This window comes from Nocardiopsis sp. TSRI0078 (assembly GCF_001905145.1).
Classification (GTDB): domain Bacteria; phylum Actinomycetota; class Actinomycetes; order Streptosporangiales; family Streptosporangiaceae; genus Nocardiopsis.
In genome coordinates, this window is sequence record NZ_LWLB01000023.1 from 311,252 (window position 1) to 333,862 (window position 22,611).

19 protein-coding genes and 2 riboswitches are annotated in these 22,611 nt (G+C 73.1%); of the genes, 11 read left to right on the forward strand and 8 right to left on the reverse strand.

All coding sequences use genetic code 11. The features are described from left to right. Positions 1-297 precede the first annotated feature (297 nt). Both A6A08_RS15675 and A6A08_RS15680 read left to right on the forward strand, forming a co-directional pair. On the forward strand, positions 298-1,086 hold the full coding sequence (locus A6A08_RS15675; RefSeq protein ID WP_073703333.1) for an SAM-dependent methyltransferase: 789 nt from the start codon (positions 298-300) through the stop codon (positions 1,084-1,086). Positions 1,087-1,124: 38 nt separating this feature from the next. Next, positions 1,125-1,937: an SAM-dependent methyltransferase gene (locus A6A08_RS15680; RefSeq protein ID WP_073703334.1), complete on the forward strand. Its 813-nt coding sequence runs from the start codon at positions 1,125-1,127 to the stop codon at positions 1,935-1,937. Between the two features lie 141 nt (positions 1,938-2,078). Here A6A08_RS15680 and A6A08_RS15685 read toward each other — a convergent pair whose 3' ends face one another. The 4 genes from A6A08_RS15685 to A6A08_RS15700 form a co-directional block, all read right to left on the reverse strand. Next, positions 2,079-2,687 carry a DUF4352 domain-containing protein gene (locus A6A08_RS15685; protein WP_073703335.1) on the reverse strand — a complete coding sequence of 203 codons (609 nt, stop codon included), beginning with the start codon at positions 2,685-2,687 and terminating at the stop codon, positions 2,079-2,081. Positions 2,688-2,957: 270 nt separating this feature from the next. Beyond that, entirely contained in the window at positions 2,958-3,917 is a 960-nt protein-coding gene (locus A6A08_RS15690; RefSeq protein WP_073703336.1) for a serine hydrolase, read from the reverse strand. A gap of 310 nt (positions 3,918-4,227) precedes the next feature. Beyond that, the gene (locus A6A08_RS15695) at positions 4,228-5,079 is read right to left on the reverse strand and encodes an alpha/beta hydrolase (RefSeq protein WP_073703337.1); all 852 of its coding nucleotides are present in this window, start codon (positions 5,077-5,079) and stop codon (positions 4,228-4,230) included. Between the two features lie 376 nt (positions 5,080-5,455). Beyond that, positions 5,456-6,502, reverse strand: coding sequence for a glucose 1-dehydrogenase (locus A6A08_RS15700; protein ID WP_073703554.1), 1,047 nt, complete (start codon positions 6,500-6,502; stop codon positions 5,456-5,458). A gap of 385 nt (positions 6,503-6,887) precedes the next feature. Between A6A08_RS15700 and A6A08_RS15705 the strand changes: the two genes are divergently transcribed. Continuing rightward, on the forward strand, positions 6,888-7,307 hold the full coding sequence (locus A6A08_RS15705; protein WP_073703338.1) for a Fur family transcriptional regulator: 420 nt from the start codon (positions 6,888-6,890) through the stop codon (positions 7,305-7,307). A gap of 57 nt (positions 7,308-7,364) precedes the next feature. Further along, complete coding sequence (locus tag A6A08_RS15710) at positions 7,365-8,864, forward strand: catalase (RefSeq protein WP_073703339.1); 1,500 nt, start codon at positions 7,365-7,367, stop codon at positions 8,862-8,864. Positions 8,865-9,003: 139 nt separating this feature from the next. Here A6A08_RS15710 and A6A08_RS15715 read toward each other — a convergent pair whose 3' ends face one another. Both A6A08_RS15715 and A6A08_RS15720 read right to left on the reverse strand, forming a co-directional pair. Then, positions 9,004-9,381, reverse strand: a complete 378-nt coding sequence (locus tag A6A08_RS15715) for an ankyrin repeat domain-containing protein (protein WP_073703340.1) — start codon at positions 9,379-9,381, stop codon at positions 9,004-9,006. A gap of 113 nt (positions 9,382-9,494) precedes the next feature. Then, entirely contained in the window at positions 9,495-9,851 is a 357-nt protein-coding gene (locus tag A6A08_RS15720; RefSeq protein WP_073703341.1) for a cupin domain-containing protein, read from the reverse strand. Positions 9,852-10,046: 195 nt separating this feature from the next. Here A6A08_RS15720 and A6A08_RS15725 point away from each other — a divergent pair, with 195 nt between their 5' ends. Next, on the forward strand, positions 10,047-11,444 hold the full coding sequence (locus tag A6A08_RS15725; protein ID WP_073703555.1) for an AMP-binding protein: 1,398 nt from the start codon (positions 10,047-10,049) through the stop codon (positions 11,442-11,444). Between the two features lie 8 nt (positions 11,445-11,452). On the opposite strand, the gene A6A08_RS15730 is transcribed toward A6A08_RS15725, so the two are convergent. Together A6A08_RS15730 and A6A08_RS15735 are read right to left on the reverse strand one after the other, a co-directional pair. Then, positions 11,453-12,652, reverse strand: coding sequence for an aromatic acid exporter family protein (locus A6A08_RS15730; protein WP_073703342.1), 1,200 nt, complete (start codon positions 12,650-12,652; stop codon positions 11,453-11,455). Between the two features lie 142 nt (positions 12,653-12,794). Next, positions 12,795-13,187 (reverse strand): SdpI family protein, encoded by a 393-nt coding sequence (locus A6A08_RS15735; protein ID WP_158069284.1) that lies wholly within the window; start codon positions 13,185-13,187, stop codon positions 12,795-12,797. Positions 13,188-13,372: 185 nt separating this feature from the next. Here A6A08_RS15735 and styA point away from each other — a divergent pair, with 185 nt between their 5' ends. From styA to cobF, 6 genes are all read left to right on the forward strand, one after another. Continuing rightward, on the forward strand, positions 13,373-14,620 hold the full coding sequence (gene styA / locus A6A08_RS15740; RefSeq protein ID WP_073703344.1) for a styrene monooxygenase subunit StyA: 1,248 nt from the start codon (positions 13,373-13,375) through the stop codon (positions 14,618-14,620). Between the two features lie 56 nt (positions 14,621-14,676). Further along, positions 14,677-14,894: riboswitch (cobalamin riboswitch) on the forward strand. A gap of 59 nt (positions 14,895-14,953) precedes the next feature. After that, positions 14,954-15,994 carry an ABC transporter substrate-binding protein gene (locus A6A08_RS15745; protein WP_073703345.1) on the forward strand — a complete coding sequence of 347 codons (1,041 nt, stop codon included), beginning with the start codon at positions 14,954-14,956 and terminating at the stop codon, positions 15,992-15,994. After that, positions 15,991-17,007, forward strand: a complete 1,017-nt coding sequence (locus A6A08_RS15750) for an iron ABC transporter permease (protein ID WP_073703346.1) — start codon at positions 15,991-15,993, stop codon at positions 17,005-17,007. Before A6A08_RS15745 ends, A6A08_RS15750 begins: the two co-directional genes overlap by 4 nt. A 281-nt stretch (positions 17,008-17,288) precedes the next feature. After that, a complete protein-coding gene (locus A6A08_RS15755; RefSeq protein ID WP_073703556.1) occupies positions 17,289-18,116 on the forward strand; it encodes an ABC transporter ATP-binding protein in 828 nt (275 codons plus the stop codon). A 2-nt stretch (positions 18,117-18,118) separates the two neighbouring features. Then, positions 18,119-18,234, forward strand: a riboswitch (cobalamin riboswitch). A gap of 34 nt (positions 18,235-18,268) precedes the next feature. Then, positions 18,269-21,859, forward strand: coding sequence for a cobaltochelatase subunit CobN (gene cobN / locus A6A08_RS15760; protein ID WP_073703347.1), 3,591 nt, complete (start codon positions 18,269-18,271; stop codon positions 21,857-21,859). After that, positions 21,856-22,581 (forward strand): precorrin-6A synthase (deacetylating), encoded by a 726-nt coding sequence (gene cobF, locus A6A08_RS15765; protein WP_073703348.1) that lies wholly within the window; start codon positions 21,856-21,858, stop codon positions 22,579-22,581. The genes cobN and cobF overlap by 4 nt, the downstream gene beginning before the upstream one ends. Positions 22,582-22,611: the final 30 nt, after the last annotated feature.

Consider the following 22,611-nt stretch of genomic DNA (forward strand, 5'->3'; position numbering starts at 1 on the left):
CCTGCAAAATTCGCACGGCGGATCCGGAGGTGTCACACACGAATCGCCGTTGTCGGGTAACCGGCCTGCGGTTCCCGGCACAAACACGTCCCAGTTCGTCCGGGTTCGTCCCGGCCCGTACCCCGCGGATCCGACCCGCGCCTTCCGGTCCGAGCGTCCCCGCCCCCGCACGGCCCCGGGGAGGACACCGGCCGAATACGTGCGAACGCCTGTCCCACAGGGCTTTGCGGGTTGCGCACGACACTCGGCGACCGGGACAATACGCGCACCACGCTCCCGCCGACCGAGAGGCACTCCGTGACGGGCACCCCTTCCATCGACACCTCCACGGCCCACTCGGCGCGCGTGCTCAACTACTGGCTGGGCGGCGGGGACCACCACCCCGTCGACCGCGAACTCGGCGAGCGGATCGCGCGGACCTCCCCGGAGATCGTCGCCCTGGCCCGCGCGGACCGGGAGTTCCTCGTCCGGGTGGTCACCCACCTGGCCGGGGAGGAGGGCGTCCGGCAGTTCCTGGACATCGGTGCCGGGCTGCCCTCCGCCGACAACACCCACGAGGTGGCCCAGGCCGCGGCCCCCGAGTCGCGGGTGGTCTACGTCGACAACGACCCGATGGTCCTGGCCCACGCCCGCACGCTGCTCACCAGCACCCCCGAGGGCAGCACCTACTACATCGACGCCGACCTCACCCAGCCCGACCTCCTGCTGGACCAGGCCCGCGAGCTCCTGGACTTCGACCGGCCGATCGCGCTGACCGTCATGGGGACCCTGGGCCACTTTCCCGCCGACGGGTCGACCTACGCCCTGGTCCGCGCCTACGTCGACGCGCTGCCCCCGGGAAGCTTCTTCGCGATGTGCGACAGCACCGACACCAGTCCGCAGATCGTCGAGGCCGCGCGGCGGTGGAACGAGGCCGCGGCCGTGCCCATCCACCTGCGCACGGTCGAGGAGCTGGAGCGGTTCTTCGACGGTCTGGAGCTGCTGGAGCCCGGCGTGGTCTCCGTCCCGTTCTGGCGCCCCGGCCCCGCGAGCGCGGGCCGTCCCGAGGAGGTCGCCCAGTACGGCGGCGTCGCCCGCAAGCCCTGAGAAACGCAGACGCACACGATACGGATCGGACCAACGCGATGACCCACTCCCACGACCCCGCTCCCCCTGCGGGCGTCGACACCACCGTGGCGCACTCCGCACGGGTGTGGAACTACTGGCTCGGCGGCAAGGACCACTACCCCGTCGACCGCGAACTCGGCGAGCAGATCCTGAGCACCTATCCCAACATCGCCGTCGACGCCCGCGCGGGCCGTGGCTTCCTCTCCCGCGGCATCACCCTCCTGGCCCGTGACGAGGGGATCCGGCAGTTCCTGGACATCGGCACGGGCCTGCCGACGCACGAGAACACCCACGAGGTGGCCCAGGCCGCGGCCCCCGAGTCGCGGGTGGTCTACGTCGACAACGACCCGATGGTCCTGGCCCACGCCCGGGCCCTGCTGGTGAGCAGCGAGGAGGGCGCCACCCAGTTCGTGGACACCGACCTGCGCGACACCGACAGGGTCCTGGAGGCGGCGGGCGAGCTCCTGGACTTCGACCGCCCCGTGGCGCTCAGCGTCGTGGGCACGCTCGGGCACATCCCCGACCTGGGGGAGGCCCTCGACACCATGAACCGCTACAAGGAGGCCCTCGCCCCGGGGAGCTTCGTGCTGCTGGGCGACCACGTGATGCCCGACGACCCCGGCGCGGCCACGGCGCTGGACCAGTGGAACGAGGGAGCGGCGCTGGCCTACCGTTCGCACACCCCGGAGGAGTTCGCCTCCTACTTCGACGGCCTGGAGCTGCTCGAACCCGGAATCGTGCCGGTGACGCTCTGGCGCACGGGGGAGCAGCCCTCGCTCGGCGCCCTTCCCGACATCGCCATGCGGGGAGCGGTCGCCCGCAAGCCCTGAGCCCGCGAGGTTCTCCGGGACGGAGCGGCCCACGGGCGCTCCGTCCCGGCCCCCGGACCCGAAGAACGCGGGCCGCCGACCGGACCCACTCGCTTTCCGGCCGGCGGCCCGCTGGGGACGGCCCCCGTCCGGGCCGTCCGCCTATTCGACCTCGGCGGTGTAGGTCTCGCCGAACCCGAGGCTCTCGTTGAACTCCACGCTGGCGGGGGTGAAGTCGCCCTCGGCGGTGATGACGCCCTCCGCCCGCTGGCCGGGGCTCAGGGTCAGCGTGTCGATCTGCCGCTCGTCCTCGCCCAGGCCCTCAGCGGTGTCCTTCTTGGTGCCGTCGTCGGCGACGATCGAGAAGGACAGCGGGTTGACGTCGATGTTCTCGTCACTGTTGTTCTCCACAGTGATGTACACACTGGTGAAGTCCCCGCCGTTGTGCAGGATGCTCGGTGTGAACTCGGTGGCCTCGGCGGTCAGGGCGACCGCCTGGTCCTCCGCGGCCTCCTCCTGCTCCTCCTCGGCGGGGGCGTCCTCGGCCGCCTCCTGGGGCGTCTCCTCCTCGGTGGCGGCGGGCTCCTGGGCGCCGCCGTCGGAGCCGCCGCCCGACAGCGCGGCCATGCACCCGCCGAGCAGGAGCAGGACGAGAAGGACACCGAGGCACCCACCGCACCCGAGGCCGAACTTCTTTCCCGTGGACATGCCCTGCCTGGGAGGCACGGGCGGCATGGAGTGGCCGTGGGGCGGCTGCTGGGGCTGGGTCATGGTGTGCTCCGGTCTGTGTGTACGGGGGAACCGCGCGCTGGGGGGACGGCGAGCGACGAAGAGGACGGAACGACATGTTCACGCCCTTATCTCCCGAGGAAGGACACATTCCCTCGGTGGTGCACACAACATACACCATTAACTGTGAACATGGTCAACCATGAGCGGTGATCTTGTCTCTCCAACGGATCTCCACGAAACTTCCGACGTGGAGCCCGTGTGCCGCCGCGGGATCCCGCGGCGGCACACGTGGAGACCGCGCGGACGACATCAGCCCTGGTCGGAGCCGTCTGAGGGAAGCGGGAGCCAGGTCCGCGGCTCCGGGGCCCGCCCCTCCTCGCCCGTGAGGACGGAGTGCACACCCGTGGCCACCGCCTCGATGGTCTCCACTCCGTACTGCATCCCCGGGCTGTCGTCGGTGAGGACGACGACCTCGTAGTCCCCCGCCGGGGTGCCCCGGAAGCCGCCCACGCTGTTCACACGCCACACGTCCGTGCCGTCGTAGGGCAGCCAGCCGTTCTTCAAATACACCTCGGCACCCTCGGGCGCCCCGGCGGACACCCCCCACCCCTGCTTCTCGACCACGTCGCCCATGAGGCCGCGGGCGTAGGAGCGCTCGTCCGCGCCGAGCACGTCGTTGTCCGTGCGCAGCAGGCCGAGCAGGGTGAGCTGGTCGGCGGCGGTGATCCTCATCAGGCCGACGTAGCCCTCGGGATGCGGCTTCGTGTCGTCCATCCCCGCCAGGTCGAGGAAGCCCTGGACGCGCTCGGCGCCGAGCCGGTCGTACAGCTCCCCGGCCGCGTCGTTGTCGGACACGGTGATCATGTCGGTCGCCAGCCCCTTCTCCTCGGCGGTCAGCTCGCGCCCCTCGTCCATCGCGGTACGCAGCAGCGCGCCGAGGACGACGACCTTGCCGACGCTGGCCGCGTCGAACCCGGCTTCGGGGTCGAGCCCGCAGGTGAGGTCGCCGCCGTGGGCGAGGACCCCCACAGCGACGCGCCCCTCGCGTCCGTCCGCCTCCCGACGGATCCGCTTGTCGAGGCGCTCCGCGACCTCGGGGTGCGTCTTCGAGACGCAGACCGGCTCCTGGGCCCCGGCTCCGGGGCCCGTCCCGCTCCCGGCCCGGGCCCCGGCGGCCGCCGGTGTGCCGACCGCCAAAGCGGCGGCCAGGGCCGCGGCCGCCGCCCGCGCCCTGCCTCGGTACCGGGATCCTGTTCGGTGGATGAGCATGGTGGTGGCTCCCTCTCCTGGGCGGCTCGGTGACCGGCCGCCGAACGCCCGCCACCTCGCCCTCGTTCTCTGGCCACCCAAAGCAATCATCCGGGCACCGGCGGCTCCAGGGTGCCGCATCCTCGCGATTCGCACGCGAAGCACCACAGGAGCACATGAGGAGTGTTATTCCGGACGAACCGCCCACCGGTCGACGCAACGTCCGCGGGCGGGCGCCGGACCGCCGACGGGCACCGCGCACGGGAGACCCCGGGCGGTCGCCTGCCTTCGACCGCCCGGGGCGCTGGTGGGACCGGTGCTCCCGGTGGCCCTACGTGAGGTTCTTCTGCTGCACGTCCCACTCGGTGGAGCACAGGCCGCAGTCACTGCCGACGAACTCCTGTCGGGCCTGCTGGTCGCCCTTGAGCCGCCACTTCAGCCAGGCGACGCCCACACGGCCGTACTCGCCGCCGTCGGGCTCGCCGAAGGTGCCGAAGTGGCCGACGTCCAGGTGGCCCATGAACGCGGGCAGGCCCCGCGGAAGCCGGCCGTAGTCGTCGACGGCGTTCTCGTAGGCGATGTCGTCGGGGCCTCCGGTGAAGTAGGCGATGGGGGCGTGCAGGTCGTCCAGCAGGTCGTTGTCGCGGTCGGTCAGGAGGCCGCTGTTCCACAGCACGGTGGTGTCGATGCGGGGGTCGCCGGCCACCTCGTAGGTCTCCAGGCCGCCGCAGGACTGGCCCATGACCGCGATGCTGTCGATGTCGATGTGGCCCCGGTACTCGCTGAACCAGCGGTCGTTCTCCGCGACCGCCCAGTCGACGGCCTCGGTGAGCATCTCGGCGTCGGTCCTGCCGGAGCCGCCCGGACGGCCGTTGGCGATGACGAGGAAGCCGTGCGAGGCGATCTCGGTGAGGAAGTTCTCGAACCACGTGCCGTCGGCGCGGCAGGCGCCGTTGCCCCAGGCGACGATGGGCAGCTGCTCGTTCTCGGGCAGGTCGACGGGGCGGTAGATGGTGTGGTCGCGCAGGCGGAGGGTGGTGACGTACTCGGCGTCGTAGGGCCCCGACCCGCCCAGGGTCTCCACGGTGTCGGCGGACGCCGACGACGCCGGGGCCAGGGCGGCGGCCGTGAGCAGGCCGAGGAGGGCCGCTGACGCACGTCGCGCCAGATATCGTGCTTTCATTCCATGCTCCCCACGAGGTGTACGGAGAATATCGACGGTCTTTTCCCAGCGCGCTGACCACCGAATATTCGTCGCGGGGAGCCAGATGTCAATAACACTCCGAAACAACACGTGGTTCCACCGATTACCCGTGCACACCGCCGTTCCCGCACCCGTCGAAGGTGGAAGGAAGGGTGCTCCCACCCCTTCTGGAAAGGGCTTCGGTGATTCCACCGGCAAAAGCAACGTGCGCGTTCCGGAACCGCTTCCCACCAGGGGCGCGGGAAACGCGGTGCCGGGAGGGGGGAACACGGTTCCGAAAGGGGCGCCGACCGGCACGGCCGGGCCGCCCCGGTGCCGTCGGCGCCGGGCGGGCGGTACCGGGGCGGCGGCCCGTTCAGAGGTCGATGACGGTCTTGATGTCGTCGCCGCCGGGCTCGAACGCCTCGTGCGCGCGGTCCAGGGGCAGCCGCCGGGTGATCATCCCCTCCAGCCAGGAGTGGTCGGCCCGGGCCAGCGCCTGGGCGGCCATCTCGTAGTGGCGCAGGTTGGCGTTGACGGACCCGACGAGCACGTCGTTCTCCAGGACGATCTCGCGGTTGACCGCGCCGGCGTCGATACCGATCGTCCGGCCGCTCGTCGAGATGCCGGTGAGGCAGACGATGCCGTAGGGCGCGTTGTGGGTCATCGCGTCCAGGATGACCGGGGACGCTCCGGTGGCCTCGATGATGATGTCGATCTCTCTCTCGGCGGCGACGTCGGCGACGCTCCCGGTGTGGTAGGTCGCCCCCAGGGCGGCCACCAGGTCGGGTTTGGGCCCCGTCTCCACCAGGTCCAGGACGTGCACGTCGAGGCCGCGCTGAACGCCGAGCAGGGCGGCCAGCAGGCCGATCGGCCCGGCGCCGGTGACGAGCAGGCGGCGCGGGTCGAACCAGGCCCGGTTCCCGATCCTCTCGATCTGCTCCCACGCCTTGGCGACGACCGTGGTGGGTTCCATCAGCACGCCGACGCGTTCCAGCGAGGGGTCGAGCCTGACCGCGTAGTCGGCCTCCACCGTCCACTGCTGCGAGCCGTAGCCGTGGATGGCCTTGATCCCGCGTTCGGTGAACCGCCCGTTGCGGCACATGTCGAACTCGCCGTGCCCGCACGCGCCGCACGGCACGGGGTCGGGCCGCCGTACGACTCCGACCACCAGGTCGCCCGGCGCGAAACCGCTGCCGTCCGGTGCCTCGCGGACCCGGCCCAGGGACTCGTGCCCCAGGACCAGGTGCTCCTCCCCGGGCGGCGCCTCACCGTACTCGCCCCGGGCGATCTCGCGGTCGGTACCGCAGACGCCCAGCGCGAGACCGTCGACGAGCAGCTCCCCCGCGCCCGGCACGGGTGCCTCGACCTCTCCCACCCGTACCGAGTCGGCCTGCGACGGCACCACCGTCAGAGCACGCATGATCATCCATCCCCTTCGTCCGAGCCGCTCGTCCACCGCCGGGTGCCGTGGGCGCCGCCCCGTCGAGCGGACGGCCCGGGCCGGCGTCCGGCCTGGCGCCGGCCGATGCCCCGGGCGGCCCGGAGGAGGCGGAGGCGTTCCCGTACCCGGCGATTCTGCCAAGCGGCTACCCGGCCGCCGCGTGTGACACACGAGGGACGGAGGACCTGGGCGCGGGCCCGGGCCCGGCCGGAGGACGGGCAGGGCCGGGGGCGCAGCACGGGCAGGGCGAAAGCGCCGTGGCACAGGGCTTCGAGCCCGCTCCCGGGGCGGGCGGACGTGCGCTCCCCCGAGCCCGGCCGAAGCTTTGTTGGAACTATTCCAGAAAAGATGCTTCAATGGGCGCATGCACCAGACGGAGACCGAGGTCCTCCTCAGGGAGGCCTCGCTACGCGTGACCCGACCACGGGTGGCGGTACTGGAGGCGGTCGGGGCTCATCCGCACGCCGACGCCGCAACCGTGCTCCAGGAGGTCCGCGGCCAGCTCGGTGCGGTGTCCACACAAGCGGTGTACGACGTGCTCAAGGCACTGACGGACGTCGGACTCGTCAGACGGATCGAACCGGAGGGGTCGCCCGCGCGCTACGAGCGGCGGGTGGGCGACAACCACCACCACGTGGTCTGCCGCAGCTGCGGCACGATCGCCGACGTGGACTGTGCCACCGGGTCCGCCCCCTGCATGACGGGTTCACAGGACCACGGCTTCGTCATCGACGAGGTCGAGGTCACCTACTGGGGCATCTGCCCCGTATGCCAGAAGGCCTGACGCACGACCGGTGCCCCACCGCGGTACCGAAAGATCCCACCTTAGGACGAGGAATTCATGTCTCAGGACAACACCCAGCCGCTGACCACGGCCAACGGCGCCCCCGTGGCGGACAACCAGAACAGCCTGACCGCGGGACCGCGCGGCCCGATGCTGCTGCAGGACCTGTGGTTCCTGGAGAAGCTCGCGCACTTCGACCGTGAGGTCATCCCCGAGCGCCGGATGCACGCCAAGGGCTCCGGAGCCTTCGGCACCTTCACCGTCACCAAGGACATCACCCGGTACACCAAGGCCGCGATCTTCTCCGAGGTCGGCAAGCAGACCGAGATGTTCGCCCGCTTCTCCACCGTCGCCGGTGAGCGCGGTGCCGCCGACGCCGAGCGCGACATCCGCGGCTTCGCCCTGCGCTTCTACACCGAGGAGGGCAACTGGGACATCGTCGGTAACAACACCCCGGTCTTCTTCTTCCGCGACCCGCTGAAGTTCCCCGACCTCAACCGCGCCGTCAAGCGCGACCCGCGCACGAACATGCGCTCGGCGGAGAACAACTGGGACTTTTGGACCAACCTCCCCGAGGCCCTGCACCAGGTCACCATCGTGATGTCGGACCGCGGCATCCCCGACGGCTACCGCCACATGCACGGCTTCGGCTCGCACACCTTCTCGTTCGTCAACGAGGCGGGCGAGCGCTTCTGGGCCAAGTTCCACTTCCGCACCCAGCAGGGCATCAAGAACCTCACGGACGAGGAGGCCGCCAAGGTCGTGGCCGAGGACCGCGAGTCGGCCCAGCGCGACCTGTTCGAGGCCATCGAGCGGGGCGAGAACCCCAAGTGGACGTTCTACGTCCAGATCATGCCCGAGGCCGAGGCCGCGGACTACCGCTTCCACCCCTTCGACCTGACCAAGGTCTGGTCCAAGAAGGACTACCCGCTGATCGAGGTCGGCGAGTTCGAGCTCAACCGCAACCCGGAGAACTACTTCGCGGACGTGGAGCAGGCCGCCTTCACCCCGGCCAACATCGTTCCGGGTGTCGGCGTCTCGCCCGACCGCATGCTGCAGGGGCGCCTGTTCTCCTACGGTGACGCGGCCCGCTACCGCCTGGGCGTCAACCACCACCAGATCCCGGTGAACTACCCGCGCGGCGCCAAGCTGGTCAACACCTACCACCGCGACGGCGCCATGCGCGTGGACGGCAACCAGGGCGGCGTCCCGGGCATCGAGCCCAACTCCTACGGCCGCTGGCAGGAGCAGCCCGCCTACGCCGACCCGGCGCTGGCCGTGGGTGGCACGGCCGACCGGTTCGACTACCGCGAGGACGACGACAACTACTTCGAGCAGCCCGGCGACCTGTTCCGCCTCATGAGCGCGGACGAGCAGCAGCGCCTGTTCGAGAACACCGCCCGCGCGATCGACGGTGCCTCGCAGGCCACCATTGAGCGCCACATCGGCAACTGCACGAAGGCCGACCCGGCCTACGGCGAGGGTGTGCGCAAGGCCATCGAGGCCCTGCAGGCGGGCAAGGCCTCCGGGACCGACCCCAACTCGGACGCCGTCTGACCAGCGCATGAGGGCCCGATCCGGGCCTGAGGTCCCCATCCGGGCCTGATCCACCGAGCCGACGCGGCCCCGACCGCGTCGGCTCGGCCTGTTTTCGGGACGGGGCGCCGGAGCCCGGCGCCCCGTCCCGGAACCGGGTTCAGGGCAGCAGGTGGGAACGGCCGAACATCTCGGCCGCGGCACGGGCGCTCGGTGTGCCCGCGTCGAGGTCGGCGCCCGCGGCGACGAACATCGCCACGATGCCCTCCTCCCCCTTGAACAGCGCTCCGGCGACGGGTGTCTGGTCCCGGTCGTTGCGCAGGTCGATGTCGGCGCCGCGGTCGATCAGGGCGCGGACCGCGGCCTCCTGGCCGTGGTAGGCGGCGAGCATCACCAGGGTGTTGCCCTGCTCGTCGCGGGTGTCCACGGGCAGGCCGTGGTCGAGGAACTCCAGCAGCTCCTCCGTCCGCCCCTCCCGGGCGAGGTCCATGGCCAGGGCGATGACCCGGTTGGTCTGCTCCGCTGAGAGTTCGTTCATGTGTCCATGCTAGAAGTGCGCTCCCACCTGCGCCAAAAAGCGATCCCCGTCCGGAGCGGCGGCAGGGGCCGTGCACAGGGCCCGCCGGGAGCGGCCGGAGGTGCCCGGCCGCCCTACTCGTGCGTGTGGCTCTGGGGATCCAGCATGAAGACCAGGATCCGGCAGGCGCCGACGGCCGTGACCGCGTGGGGCACGGACCCCGCCACGTGGACCATCCCGCCGGGGCCGAGGCCGTGGCTCTCGCCCCCGACGTCGAACCGGACCCGGCCCTCGAGGACCTGGACGATGACCGGTGAGGGGGTCATGTGCTCCCCGAGCTCGGCGCCCTCGTCCAGCGCCAGGTGCATGACACGGGCGTGGTCGTCGGAGAACAGGCGCGCGGGCGCGGTCTGCCCCTCCTTGAAGGGTCTTCGCTCCCTGAGCTCGTCGATCCCCGTCGCGATCAGTGTCCACCGGGCGTCGTCGGCCATGCGGTCCCCGCCTCCGTGTCTGCCAGAAGGGCCGCGCACCCGGCCTCCACGGCCTCGGCCGCCGCGGTGCGCGTCACCCTCCATCCAAACCGGCCGGGGGCCCGGCGGCAAGGAGAACACGGCCCGGTCCGGCACCGGATGCGGCCTGTGGTGTACTTGCTCGCGGCCATCGGAGGCGACGGACGGGAACGGGACATGCTGCTGGGTGCCGGCGCGGGCGAGGGGCCCGCGGTGAGGGTCGGTGACGAGGGGCTCGACCGCGAGGGGCTGTGGTCGGCGGCGGCCGCCGTGGCCGGGCGGATCACGGGTGCCCGCGCCGTCGCCGTGCACGGGGAGGCCTCGCTGTCGACGGTCGTCGCGGTCGTCGGCGGTCTGCTGGCCGGGGTCCCCGTGGTCCCGGTCCCGGCGGACGCCGCGGCCGCCGAGCGCCGCCACATCGTGCGCGACTCCGGCGCCGAACTGTGGCTGGGGACCCCTCAGGAGGGGACCGACCTGCCCGCCGTGCCCGTGGACCCGGCGGAGCGCTCCTCCCACACGGTGCCCGAACCCCCGTCCGAGGCCGCCGCCCTGGTCATGTACACCTCCGGGACCACCGGGCCGCCCAAGGGCGCCGTCCTGTCGCGGCGGGCCGTGGCCGCCGACCTGGACGCGCTCGCCGACGCCTGGGACTGGACGCCCGACGACGTACTGGTCCACGGCCTGCCCCTGTTCCACGTGCACGGACTGGTCCTGGGCGTGCTGGGGGCGCTGCGCGTGGGCGGCCCGCTGGTGCACACCGTCCGCCCCTCCCCCGCCGCCTACGCCGCCGCGGCGGAGAAGGAGAAGGGGCGGCTGTTCTTCGGTGTGCCGACCGTGTGGTCGCGCGTGGTCCGCGACCCCGCCAGTGCCCGCGCCCTGTCCGGGGCCCGGCTGCTGGTGTCGGGCAGCGCCCCGCTCCCCGACACGGTGGCCGACGGCCTGCGGGCGGCCTCCGGCCACCATCCGGTGGAGCGGTACGGGATGACCGAGACGCTGATCACCGTGGCCGCGCGCGCCGACGCGCCGCGGCGGACCGGCTGGGTGGGCACGGCGCTGGCGGGTCTGGAGACGCGGCTGCGCGGTGAGCACGGCGAACCCGTCCCCTCCGACGGCGAGAGCATCGGCGAACTGCAGGTGCGCGGCGCCACCCTGTTCGACGGCTACCTCGGGCTTGCCGGGGCCACGGCGGCGGCGTGGACCGACGACGGCTGGTTCCGCACCGGCGACGCGGCGGTCCGCGACACCGACGGATGGCACCGGATCGCGGGGCGGATGTCGGTGGACATGATCAAGACCGGCGGCTACCGGGTCGGCGCGGGCGAGGTCGAGGCCGCGCTGCTCGGCCACCCCGCGGTACGCGAGGCCGCCGTGGTGGGCGAGGCCGACGACGACCTCGGCCAGCGCATCGTCGCCTACCTGGTGGGTGAGGGCATCGATCCGGGGGCCGTCCTCGACTTCGCGACCGCCCGCCTGTCGGTCCACAAGCGCCCGCGCGAGGTCCGTGTGGTGGACGCCCTGCCGCGCAACGCCATGGGCAAGGTCCAGAAGAAGCTGCTGGGCGGCGCGCACGGCTGACCTTCGGGTCAGCGGCGCCGCCGGAAGGGCCGGCGGCGGCCGCGGCCCCCGGGCGGGGAGGTGCTCCCCCGCGGCCACGGCAGCCACGGCTCCTTCGGCGGGTGGGCGACCCTCGGCACGTCCTCCTCGCCCGACAGCGCCTGCGCGGCCCTTTCGGGTTCGAGTCCGGCGAACAGCATGATGTCGGTGGCGACCATCTGCACGGACAGGTGGGTGGCCGCGGTCACGGGGTCGCCGGCCGGGTCGTCGCCGAACGGCCGGGCCACGTCGAGCACCAGGTCGACCGCGCGCTGGCGCGCGGCGCGGTCGCCGAGGTCGTCGGCGAGCACGTCGAGGACGGCGGCCATCTCGCACACCACCGGTGCGATGCGCCGGCGCTCGTCCAGGTCCATGGCGGCCGCGGTCCGCGCGAGCGACAGGCAGCTCTCCCCGAGGATGATGAGCCGGTCGACCCTCTCGTCCTCGTACCGCAGCGGACCGGGGCTGGTCCACCTCGCGGTGGTCCACCGCACGGTGCGGTGGCTGTTCTCCTGGGCGCGGCTGAGGTCGGCCATCGGCCTGCTCAGGGCGCCCAGGCGGTCCACCGTCCGCAGGGAGGGGTCCTCGTCCTCCTCCAGGGCGCGTCCGGTCGCGTCGAGCAGGCGGACGATCTCCAACAGGGCGGCAGTCTCGATACGGCGCAGCCGGACGGTCGGCCGGGTGGGGAAGAGCAGCTGGCTCATCACGAGCGCCACACCGGCTCCGATGAGGGCGTCGGTGAGCCTGCTGAGGCCCACCTGGCCGTCGGCGAAGGCCACGGTGAGGATCGCACCGGCCGCGGCCTGGGCGAGCACGAGGCGCGCGGCGCCGACGGCGACCGCGATCGTCATCGCCACGCCGATGGCGACCGCCATGGCCACGTAGCCACCGCCGGTGAGGATGATCGACAGTTCACCGACGACGATGCCGATGACCACGCCCAGCAGCATCCGCACGGCGTTGGTCCCGCGCTCACCGCCCACGGTGTTGAGCGCGACGACCGCGGCGATCGGCGCGAAGAACGGGGAGTGGTCGTCGACGAGGCCGCCCGCGATGATCCACGCCGCGGTCGCGGCGACGGCGGCCTGCAGCACCGACCACTTGTTGTCGGACAGGCGTTGTCGCGCCTGCGAGAACGCGTGGACCACACGCCCCCACCCGGCGCGCAGGGGACCGCTCGGATACCGCATGTCCCCTCACCACCCCCGGACTCGGCGGACCGCCGCATGCCCGCGTGGAAACAACTCCCGCCGCCATCGATACCCATAGGGCACGGAAGATCACTCTCCGCATACAACGGATTCGCCGTTCCGGCCGGGCGGACGCCGCCGTCTACCGGGCCCCCTCCCGCGGGGACGCCTTGGCCGCCGCGTCGGCACGCACCGTCCCGATGACCAGGAGCGCCAGCAGGACGGCGTATCCCACGGCGACTGCGGCCCAGGCGAGGAGGAGGAAGGCGTCGGCCGCCATGGCCGCGAGGGCGGCCGCGGCCGCGGCCGCCGCCGCGAGGTATCCGCCCCTCACGGCCGCCACCAGCCAGGGACCCGCCGCCAGGTGCCCCTCCCGCCAGGCCCGGTCGGAGGACAGGGTGGCCCTCGTCCGCAACCCGAGGAAGGCGTTCCTCTCCAGCGCTCCGTCCCTGGTGGCGCTCCTGACGTAGTGTGCCGCTCCCGCGGCGACGACGAGACCGAGGACGGCGGCGACGAGACCGATCGCCTCCTCCATGAACATGTCCTTCCGATCGCTGTCCCGGCCGGGGAACCACCGTTGCCCCACACCCCTGGTCGGGACGCGGCGGGGTGCGTACGATCACCATCGGTGAGGGGCGGGGCGCCCCGGCACCGGCCCCGACAGATCCCGCCCTCGCAAGGATCCACACCCTCACATCCCCCCTGACCCCCAGGAGAAACGTGCGCAAGAGGATCGGCGTCATCGGCGCCGGAACCGCGGGCCTGCACCTCGGCCTCCACCTGCTGCGGCACGGTGTGGAGGTCACCCTCTTCACCGAGCGCTCACCGGACGAGCAGCGGCGGTCGAAGGTGCTCAACACCGTCGCCCACCACGCGGTGACCGTGGAACGCGAGCGCGCCCTCGGCGTGGACCACTGGCCCTCGGAGGAGTACGGCTACCCCGGGCACCAGTACCGGGTGGGCCCCGGCCCGGAGCCCACGGCCTTCGCGGGCGTGTTCCGCGCCCCCAGCCGGGCCGTGGACTACCGGATCTACCAGCCCCGGCTGACCGAGGACTTCGCCGAGCGCGGCGGGGAACTCGTCCTCGGCCGGCTCTCGCCCGAGGACCTCCCCTCCCTGGCCTCCCGGTTCGACCTGCTCGTGGTGTGCACCGGACGCGGCCCGTTCGCGCGGATGTTCGACCGCGACCCCGCGCACTCGCCCTTCACCCGCCCCCGGCGGGCACTGTGCGCCGGACTGTTCACCGGCATCGACCAGCAGCCCACCCCCAACGTGACCTTCCACGTCTGCCCCGGCGCGGGCGAGATGATCGAGATCCCCACATGGACCGACCAGGGCCGGGTCATGTCCCTGGTCATCGAGAACCACTACGGCTCCGACCTGGAGGCGCTGGCCGCCACCCCCTACGAGGAGGACACGAAGGCCTACCGAGAGCTCGCCCTGGGCCTGATCCGCGAGTACTACCCGGCGTGCTTCGAGCGGATCGACCCGGCGGAGTTCGGCCCCCTGGACGGTCCGCGCGGCATCGTCCAGGGCGCGGTCACCCCGGTGGTGCGCCGTACGCACACGGTTCTGGACGACGGCACCGTCGTGCTCGCCCTCGGCGACGCGCACGCCACCGTGGACCCCCTGCTCGGGCAGGGGGCCAACATGGCCTCCCACGCCGCGTGGGTGGTCGCCGAGGAGATCGTCCGCCAGGACGTCTTCGACCGCCGCTTCGTCGAGCACGTGGACCGGCGCAGGCAGGACCGCGTCCTGTCGGCGACGCGCACCACCAACCTGCTCATGGAGAACCTGGAGACCCTGCCCGAGGACTTCCTGGGCTTCCTCGGGGAGCTGAGCCGCAACCGCTCCCTGGCCGACGAGTTCACCGAGTGGTTCAACTACCCCGAGCGCTTCTGGGACGACCTGGCCGATCCCCGGCGCACACGGGCCTGGATCGCCCGGCACACCCCGGCTCCCGGATGAGGCGCGGTCCGGTCGGCCACGTGACCTCTCCGCCCCGGAGGGCGCCGGCCGGGCCTTGATACCCTGCCGGGGCCAGTCGCACCACGTTCGTTCGTGGTCAGGGAATCCGGTGAGAATCCGGAACTGACGCGCAGCGGTGAGGGGGACGGGCAGGGTACGTGCGCCACTGGGGCGAGGCCGTGCCGACCTGAGCGTCGACGCGGCCCCGACCCGGGAAGGCACCCTGTCCGGGCGAACCCGAGTCCGAAGACCTGCTGGCACCTTCGCGCCGAGCGCGCGGAGGACGACCAAGGCCAGGCTCCGCGTTCGAGCCCCGACATCCAAGGCACCCCCATGTTGCGTCACGCGCTCCGCCCCACGGCGTTCCTCCTCGCCTCCTCCCTGTCACTCACCGCCTGCGGCCCGTCCGGGGGCGGGCAGACCGGTGGGGAGGGGTCCGCCGCCACCGGCGCCTCCCGGACGATCGACAACTGCGGACACCGGGTCGCCCTCGACGCGGCGCCGGAGCGGGTCGTCTCCCTCAACCAGGGCAGCACGGAGATCCTCCTCTCCCTCGGCCTGGCGGACCGCCTCGTCGGCACCGCCACCTGGACCGACCCGGTCATGGAGGGACTGGAGGAGGCCAACGCCGGCATCCCGCGGCTGGCCGAGAACAACCCCTCCTTCGAGAGGGTCCTGGAGGCCGAGCCGGACTTCGTGACCGCCTCGTTCGTCTCCACGCTCGGCACGGGCGGCGTCGCCACCCGGGAGCAGTTCGAGGAGTTGGGCGTGCCCACGTACGTCTCCCCGTCCGACTGCGCCGCGGGCAAGGACAACGACGGCGGAGGGGACGGCTCCCGCAGCGAGCCGCTCACCCTCGACACCGTCTACGGCGAGATCCGCGACCTGGCCGGGGTCTTCGGTGTGCAGGAGCGCGGGGAGGAACTCGTCGCGCGGCTGGAACAGAGGGTGGGCACGGCGACGGACGGTCTGAACGCCTCGGACGTGTCCCTCATGTACTGGTTCGCCAACTCCCAGTCGCCCTACCTCGCGGGCTGCTGCGGCGCCCCCGGCGTCATCACCCGCGCGGTCGGCGCGGAGAACGCCTTCGCGGACACCCACGACGAGTGGCCCCAGATCAACTGGGAGACCGTCGCCGACCGCGACCCGGACGTCATCGTGCTCGGCGACCTGACCCGCGAGTCCCAGACGGCCGAGACCGCCGAGGCGAAGATCGACTTCCTGGAGTCCAACCCCGCCACCCGCAACCTCACCGCGGTGAGGGAGGAGCGGTACATCCTGCTCAGCGGCCAGGCCATGAACCCCACGATCCGCACGGTCGAGGGGATCGAGCAGGTCGCCGACGGTCTGCGCGGTCTCGGGCTCGCCCAGTGAGCGGTGCGCGTCTCGCGCTGCTCGTCTCCGGTGGTCTGGCGGTACTGGCCGTGTCGGTCTCGGTCGTCGTGACCATCGGCCCCGCCGACATCACCCCGGCCGAGGTCTGGAGGTCGGTCGCCTCCCGCCTCGGCTTCGGTGAGAGCCCCCTGCCGCCGCTGCGGGAGGGCATCGTGTGGAACCTCCGCATGCCCCGCACCCTGCTCGCCGCGGTGTGCGGGGCGGGGCTGGCCCTGTGCGGCGCGGTCATGCAGTCCCTGCTCCGCAACCCGCTGGCGGACCCCTTCGTGCTCGGGGTCTCCTCCGGGGCCTCCACCGGGGCGGTCGCCGTGATGGTCCTCGGGTGGGGCGCCGGAGCGGTGTCGCTGTCGGCGGGGGCCTTCGCCGGGGCCCTGCTCTCCTTCGGGATGGTGATGCTGCTCAGCCACAGCCTGGGCGGGAGCATGGACCGCGTCGTGCTGTCCGGGGTCGCGGCCATGCAGCTGTTCTCGGCGCTGACCTCGTTCACCGTGCTGACCTCGGCGGACGCCGAGACCACGCGGGGGGTGCTGTTCTGGCTGCTCGGCTCCCTCAGCGGCGCGGGATGGGCCGACGTGGCGCTGTGCGCGGCGGTGCTGGCAGTCGTGCTCTCCGTCTGCCTGGCCCACACCACCACCCTGGACGCCTTCGCCTTCGGCGAGGAGGCCGCGGCGAACCTGGGTGTCCGGGTGGCCCGGGCCCGCCTGCTGCTCCTGAGCGCCACCGCCCTGCTCACCGCGGTCCTGGTCAGCTCCGCCGGGGCGATCGGCTTCGTGGGCCTGGTCCTGCCGCACGCCGCGCGTGCGCTCACCGGTTCCGCCCACGCCAGGCTCCTGCCCGTCACCGCGCTGAGCGGGGCCGTCTTCCTGGTGTGGGTGGACACGGTCGCCCGCACCGCGCTGGACCCGCAGGAGATCCCGGTGGGGGTGGTGACCTCCCTCGTCGGCGTGCCCGCCTTCATCGCCGTGCTGTACCGAACCAGGAGGCAGACGTGAACGACTCCGACCAGGCGGCGGCCCGCGGCCCCGTCCCGACCGGCGTGCCGCCCTCCGGGGGGCCGGAGGGCGCAGCCGTGCCGGAGGTGCCCGCCGAACACGGCGGGGGAGGCAGTGGGAGGGCCTGGGACCGAAGGGCCTCCGTTGAGGGCGGTGGAGGAAGACGAAGTGGGAAGGGCTGGGACCGAAGGGCCTCCGTTGAGGGCGGTGGAGGGCGACGGGAAGCAGGAACCGCGCCGGAGGCGTCCGTCGAGGGCGGTGGAGGGCGACGGGCGGGAGGGCTGCGCGCCGACCGCGTCAGCCGACTCGTCGGCGGCCGGCTCGTCGTCGACGGCGTGACCGTGGCCCCGCGCCCCGGCGAGACCGTCGGCCTGCTCGGCCCCAACGGCTCCGGGAAGTCCACACTGCTGAGGCTGCTCGCCGGCGTCCTCGCGCCGTCCGCGGGCGTGGTCACCCTGGACGACCGACCGCTGGCCCGGACCGGGCGCCGCGCCGCGGCACGGCGCATCGCCGCCGTCCAGCAGAACGCGCACACCCAGACCGAGCTGACGGTCCGCGACGTCGTGGCTCTGGGGCGCGTCCCGCACCGCCGCCCCTGGTCGGTCATGTCCGCCTCCGACCTGCGCGCCGTGGCGGCGGCCCTGGAACGCACCGGCCTCACCGACCGGGCCGGGCAGTCCTGGCACACGCTGTCCGGCGGCGAGCGCCAGCGCGCCCAGATCGCCCGCGCCCTCACCCAGGAGCCGAGCGAGCTCCTGCTCGACGAGCCGACCAACCACCTCGACATCCAGTACCAGCTCGACCTGCTGGAGCTGGTCGCGGACCTGCCGGTCACCACCGTGATCGCCCTGCACGACCTCAACCTGGCCGCGATGTACTGCGACCGCCTGCTCGTGCTCCGGGAGGGCCGTGCCGTCGCCGAGGGCACGCCCTCCCAGGTGCTGGTCCCGTCCCTCATCGAGGAGGTCTACGGGGTCCGGGCCGAGGTCACCCCCGGTCCGGGGCACCCGGTGATCCGCTTCCTGCGACGCGGCGCCGAGCCGCCGTCCCGGTTCGCCGGGCCGGCCCCGGACCGCCCCGCCGGAAGGGAGGCGGAAGCGGCGGGCTAAGGTGTGGATTCTTCGCTCGTGGCGCAGGAACCCGGTGCGAGTCCGGGGCGGTTCCGCCACTGTGAGACCCCCGTCACGGGGGTCCAGCCAGACACTGGCCGCGAGCGGTCCGACCGCCGATGGGGCGAGAACCCCGAGGGAGGAATCCGGCCATGACGGCACGGATCGCACTGCTGTCCACGTCCGACACCGACCTGCTCTCCGCGCGGGCCAGCGGCTCCGCGTACGCGTGGGCGAACCCGTCCCGCGCCTCCGACGCGGAGCTCACCGGCGCGGTCGGGGGCGCCGACCTCGTGGTGGTGCGGCTGCTCGGCTCCCCGCACGACCTGTGGCCCGGCCTCGCCGCCGTCCGGGAGCGGGGCACACCGCTGGTCGTCCTCGGCGGCGAGCAGCAGCCCAGCGCCGAGCTGATGGAGCACTCCACCGTCCCGGTCGGCGTGGCGACCGACGCCCACCGCTATCTCGCGGAGGGCGGACCCGCCAACCTCGGGCGCCTGCACGCCTTCCTGTCGGACACCGTGCTGCTGACCGGCGAGGGCTTCGACCCGCCGGCGCCCGTCCCGCCGTGGGGCCTCGCCGCCCGTGACGTGCCCCAGAGCACGACACTCCCGCGGGTGGGCATCCTCTACTACCGCGCCCACGAGGCCAGCGGCAACACCGCGTTCGCGCACGCCCTGGCCGACGCCGTCGACGCGACCGGGCAGGCCGTGGGCGTCCCCGTGTTCGCCGGGTCGCTGCGCTCCGCGCCCGACGAGCTGTTCGAGGCTCTCGGCGGCTTCGACGCGCTGGTGGTCACCGTCCTCGCGGCGGGCGGCAGCGTGCCCGCGTCCGCGAGCGCCGGCGGGGACGACGAGGCGTGGGACGTGGAACGGATGGCGGCCCTGGACGTCCCCGTCCTGCAGGGCCTGTGCCTGACCAGCTCCCGCGCCGAGTGGGAGGCCTCCGACGACGGCGTCACCCCGCTCGACTCGGCGAGCCAGATCGCCATCCCCGAGTTCGACGGCCGGATCATCACCGTGCCGTTCTCCTTCAAGGAGATCGACCACGACGGGCTGCCCCGCTACGTCGCCGACCCGGAGCGCTGCGCGCGCCTGGCCGGGATCGCGGTCGCCCACGCCCGGCTGCCGCACGTGCCCCCCGCCGAGAAGCGGCTCGCGGTCGTGCTGTCCGCCTACCCGACCAAGCACTCCCGCATCGGCAACGCCGTCGGGCTCGACACGCCCCGCTCACTGGTCCGCCTGCTGCGCCGGCTGCGCGCCGAGGGCTACGACCTGGGCGAGCCCGGCGACCTCCCCGGCCTGGACCTGCCCGACGACACCGAGGCCGGCGACGCGCTGATGCACGCCCTGATCGCGGCGGGCGGCCAGGACGAGGACTGGCTGACCTCCGTCCAGCTCACCGACGCCCAGGTGCGGATCACGCCCGAGGAGTACGCCGCCTGGACCGAGGGCCTGCCCGCCTCCCTGAAGGAGGCGATGGCCGAGGCGTGGGGGCCCGCGCCCGGCCGCCTGTACGTGAACGACGCGGGCGAGCTCGTCCTCGCCGCGCTGCGCGCCGGCAACGTCGTCGTCCTGGTCCAGCCGCCCCGGGGCTTCGGTGAGAACCCGATCGCCATCTACCACGACCCCGACCTGCCCCCGAGCCACCACTACCTGGCCGCCTACCGCTGGCTGGAACACGGTTTCGGCGCCCACGCCGTCGTCCACCTCGGCAAGCACGGCTCGCTGGAGTGGCTGCCCGGCAAGAACGCCGCGCCGTCCGCCGCCTGCGGTCCCGACGCGGTGCTCGGCGACCTGCCCTTGGTCTACCCGTTCCTGGTCAACGACCCGGGCGAGGGCGCCCAGGCCAAGCGGCGCGCCCATGCCACGGTCGTCGACCACCTCATCCCGCCGATGGCCCGAGCGGAGACCTACGGCGACATCGCGCGCCTGGAGCAGCTGCTCGACGAGCACGCGAACATCGCGGCCATGGACCCGGCCAAGCTGCCCGCCGTCCGGGGCGAGATCTGGTCCCTGATGCGCGCGGCGGAGCTGCACCGCGACCTCGGCCTGGAGGAGCGGCCGGATGACGAGGAGTTCGACGACTTCCTGCTCCACGTCGACGGCTGGCTGTGCGAGATCAAGGACGCGCAGATCCGCGACGGCCTGCACGTGCTCGGCGAGGCGCCGGCGGGCGAGGCCCGGGTGAACCTGGTCCTGGCCGTCCTGCGCGCCGCCCAGGTGTGGGGAGGGGTCGGTGCGGCGGTGCCCGGCCTGCGGTCCGCCCTCGGCCTGAAGGAGGACGCCCCGACCGGCGAGGTCGACGAGGCGGAGGCGAGCGCCCGCGGCCTCGTCGAGCGGATGGAGGCGGCGGGCTGGGACCCGGCCGCCGCGGCCGGCCTGCACGAGGACCCCGAGGTGTGCCGCGTCCTGGAGTTCGCCGCCACGCAGGTGGTGCCCCGTCTGTCCAGTACCACCGACGAGCTCGACCACGTCGTCCACGCCCTGGCGGGCGGCTTCGTCCCGGCGGGCCCGTCCGGCTCCCCGCTGCGCGGCCTGGTCAACGTGCTGCCGACCGGCCGCAACTTCTACACCGTCGACCCCCGCGCCGTCCCCTCCCGGCTCGCCTGGCAGACCGGGCAGGCCATGGCCGACTCCCTGCTGCGCCGCCACCTGGAGGAGACCGGGACCTACCCGGAGTCGGTGGGCCTGTCGGTGTGGGGCACCTCCGCCATGCGCACGTCCGGCGACGACATCGCCGAGGTGCTGGCGCTCCTGGGCGTGCGCCCGGAGTGGGACGAGGCCTCCCGCCGGGTCCGCCGGCTCGACGTGGTGCCGCTGGAGGAGCTGGGCCGCCCGCGCGTGGACGTCACGGTGCGCATCTCCGGCTTCTTCCGCGACGCGTTCCCCCACGTGGTCGCCATGCTGGACGACGCCGTGAACCTGGTCGCCGACCTCGACGAGCCGGAGGAGCGCAACTTCGTCCGCGCCCACGCCCGCGCCGACCTGGAGGCGCACGGCGACCGGCGCCGCGCCACCACCCGGATCTTCGGCTCCGCGCCCGGCTCGTACGGCGCCGGCATCCTCCAGCTCGTGGAGTCCGGCAACTGGCGCGACGACAGCGACCTCGCCGAGGTCTACACGGCCTGGGGCGGTTTCGCCTACGGGCGCGGCCTCGACGGCGTCCCGGCCGCCGACGACATGCGCGCCAACTACCGCCGGATCAGGGTCGCGGCGAAGAACGTCGACAGCGCCGAGCACGACATCGCCGACTCCGACGACTACTTCCAGTACCACGGCGGCATGATCGCCACCGTCCGCGCCCTCACCGGCGCCGAGCCCAAGGCCTACGTCGGCGACTCCACCGCGCCCGACGCGGTACGCACGCGCACCCTCTCCGAGGAGACCGCCCGCGTGTTCCGGGCCCGGGTGGTCAACCCGCGCTGGATCTCGGCCATGCGGCGCCACGGCTACAAGGGCGCCTTCGAACTGGCCGCCACCGTCGACTACCTCTTCGGCTTCGACGCCACGGCCGGCGTCGTCCACGACTGGATGTACGAGAGACTCGCGGCCGAGTACGTGCTCGACTCCGAGACCCAGGAGTTCCTGCGCCGCTCCAACCCGTGGGCGCTGCACGGCATCGTCGAGCGGCTGCACGAGGCCGCCCGGCGCGGGCTGTGGGCCGAGCCGGACCCGGCGACGCTGGAGGCCCTCCAGGAGACCTACCTGGAGGTCGAGGGCGACCTGGAGGACCGGTCCCAGTGAGAGTGCGGATCCTCGGCATCGGCATGGGGCCGCGGCACCTGACCCGGGAGGTCGCCGACGCGCTGCGGGGCTGCGACTACGCGGTGGCCGCCCGCAAACGCGAGGACGACGGGCTGCTCGCCCTGCGCCGGGCCGTCTGCGACGCGCACGGCGTCCCCCTGGTCGCCGTGCCCGACCCGGAGCGCGACCGCGACGATCCCGCGGACTACGCGGCCGCGGTCGCCGCCTGGCACGAGGCCCGGGTCCGCGCCTACGAGCGGGTGCTCGGCGAGCGCGGCGGCACCGCGGCGTTCCTGGTCTGGGGGGACCCGGCCCTGTACGACTCCACCCTGCGGATCGTGGAGCGGATCGCCGCGCGGGGGGTCGTTCCGGTGGAACACGACGTGCTCCCCGGTGTCAGCGCCCCGCAGCTGCTCGCCGCGCGGCACCGGATCGTGCTGCACGAGGTGGGCCGCCCGGTGCACGTCACGCCGGCGCGCAGGCTGCGCGAGGCCGTGGCCGCCGGGCAGGACAACATCGTCGTCATGCTCGGCGGGCAGCCGGAGTTCACGGGTCTGGAGCACTGGTCGGTCTGGTGGGGGGCCAACCTGGGCACCGACACGGAGGAGCTGGTCGCCGGACGGGTCGGTCAGGTGCTGCTCGAGATCGCCGCGCGCCGGAGGAGGGCCAGGGCCCAGGCGGGCTGGGTGATGGACGTCGCACTGCTGAGGAGGCCGGCGTGAGTAGGAAGGACCGCGGCCGGAGGCCGTCCG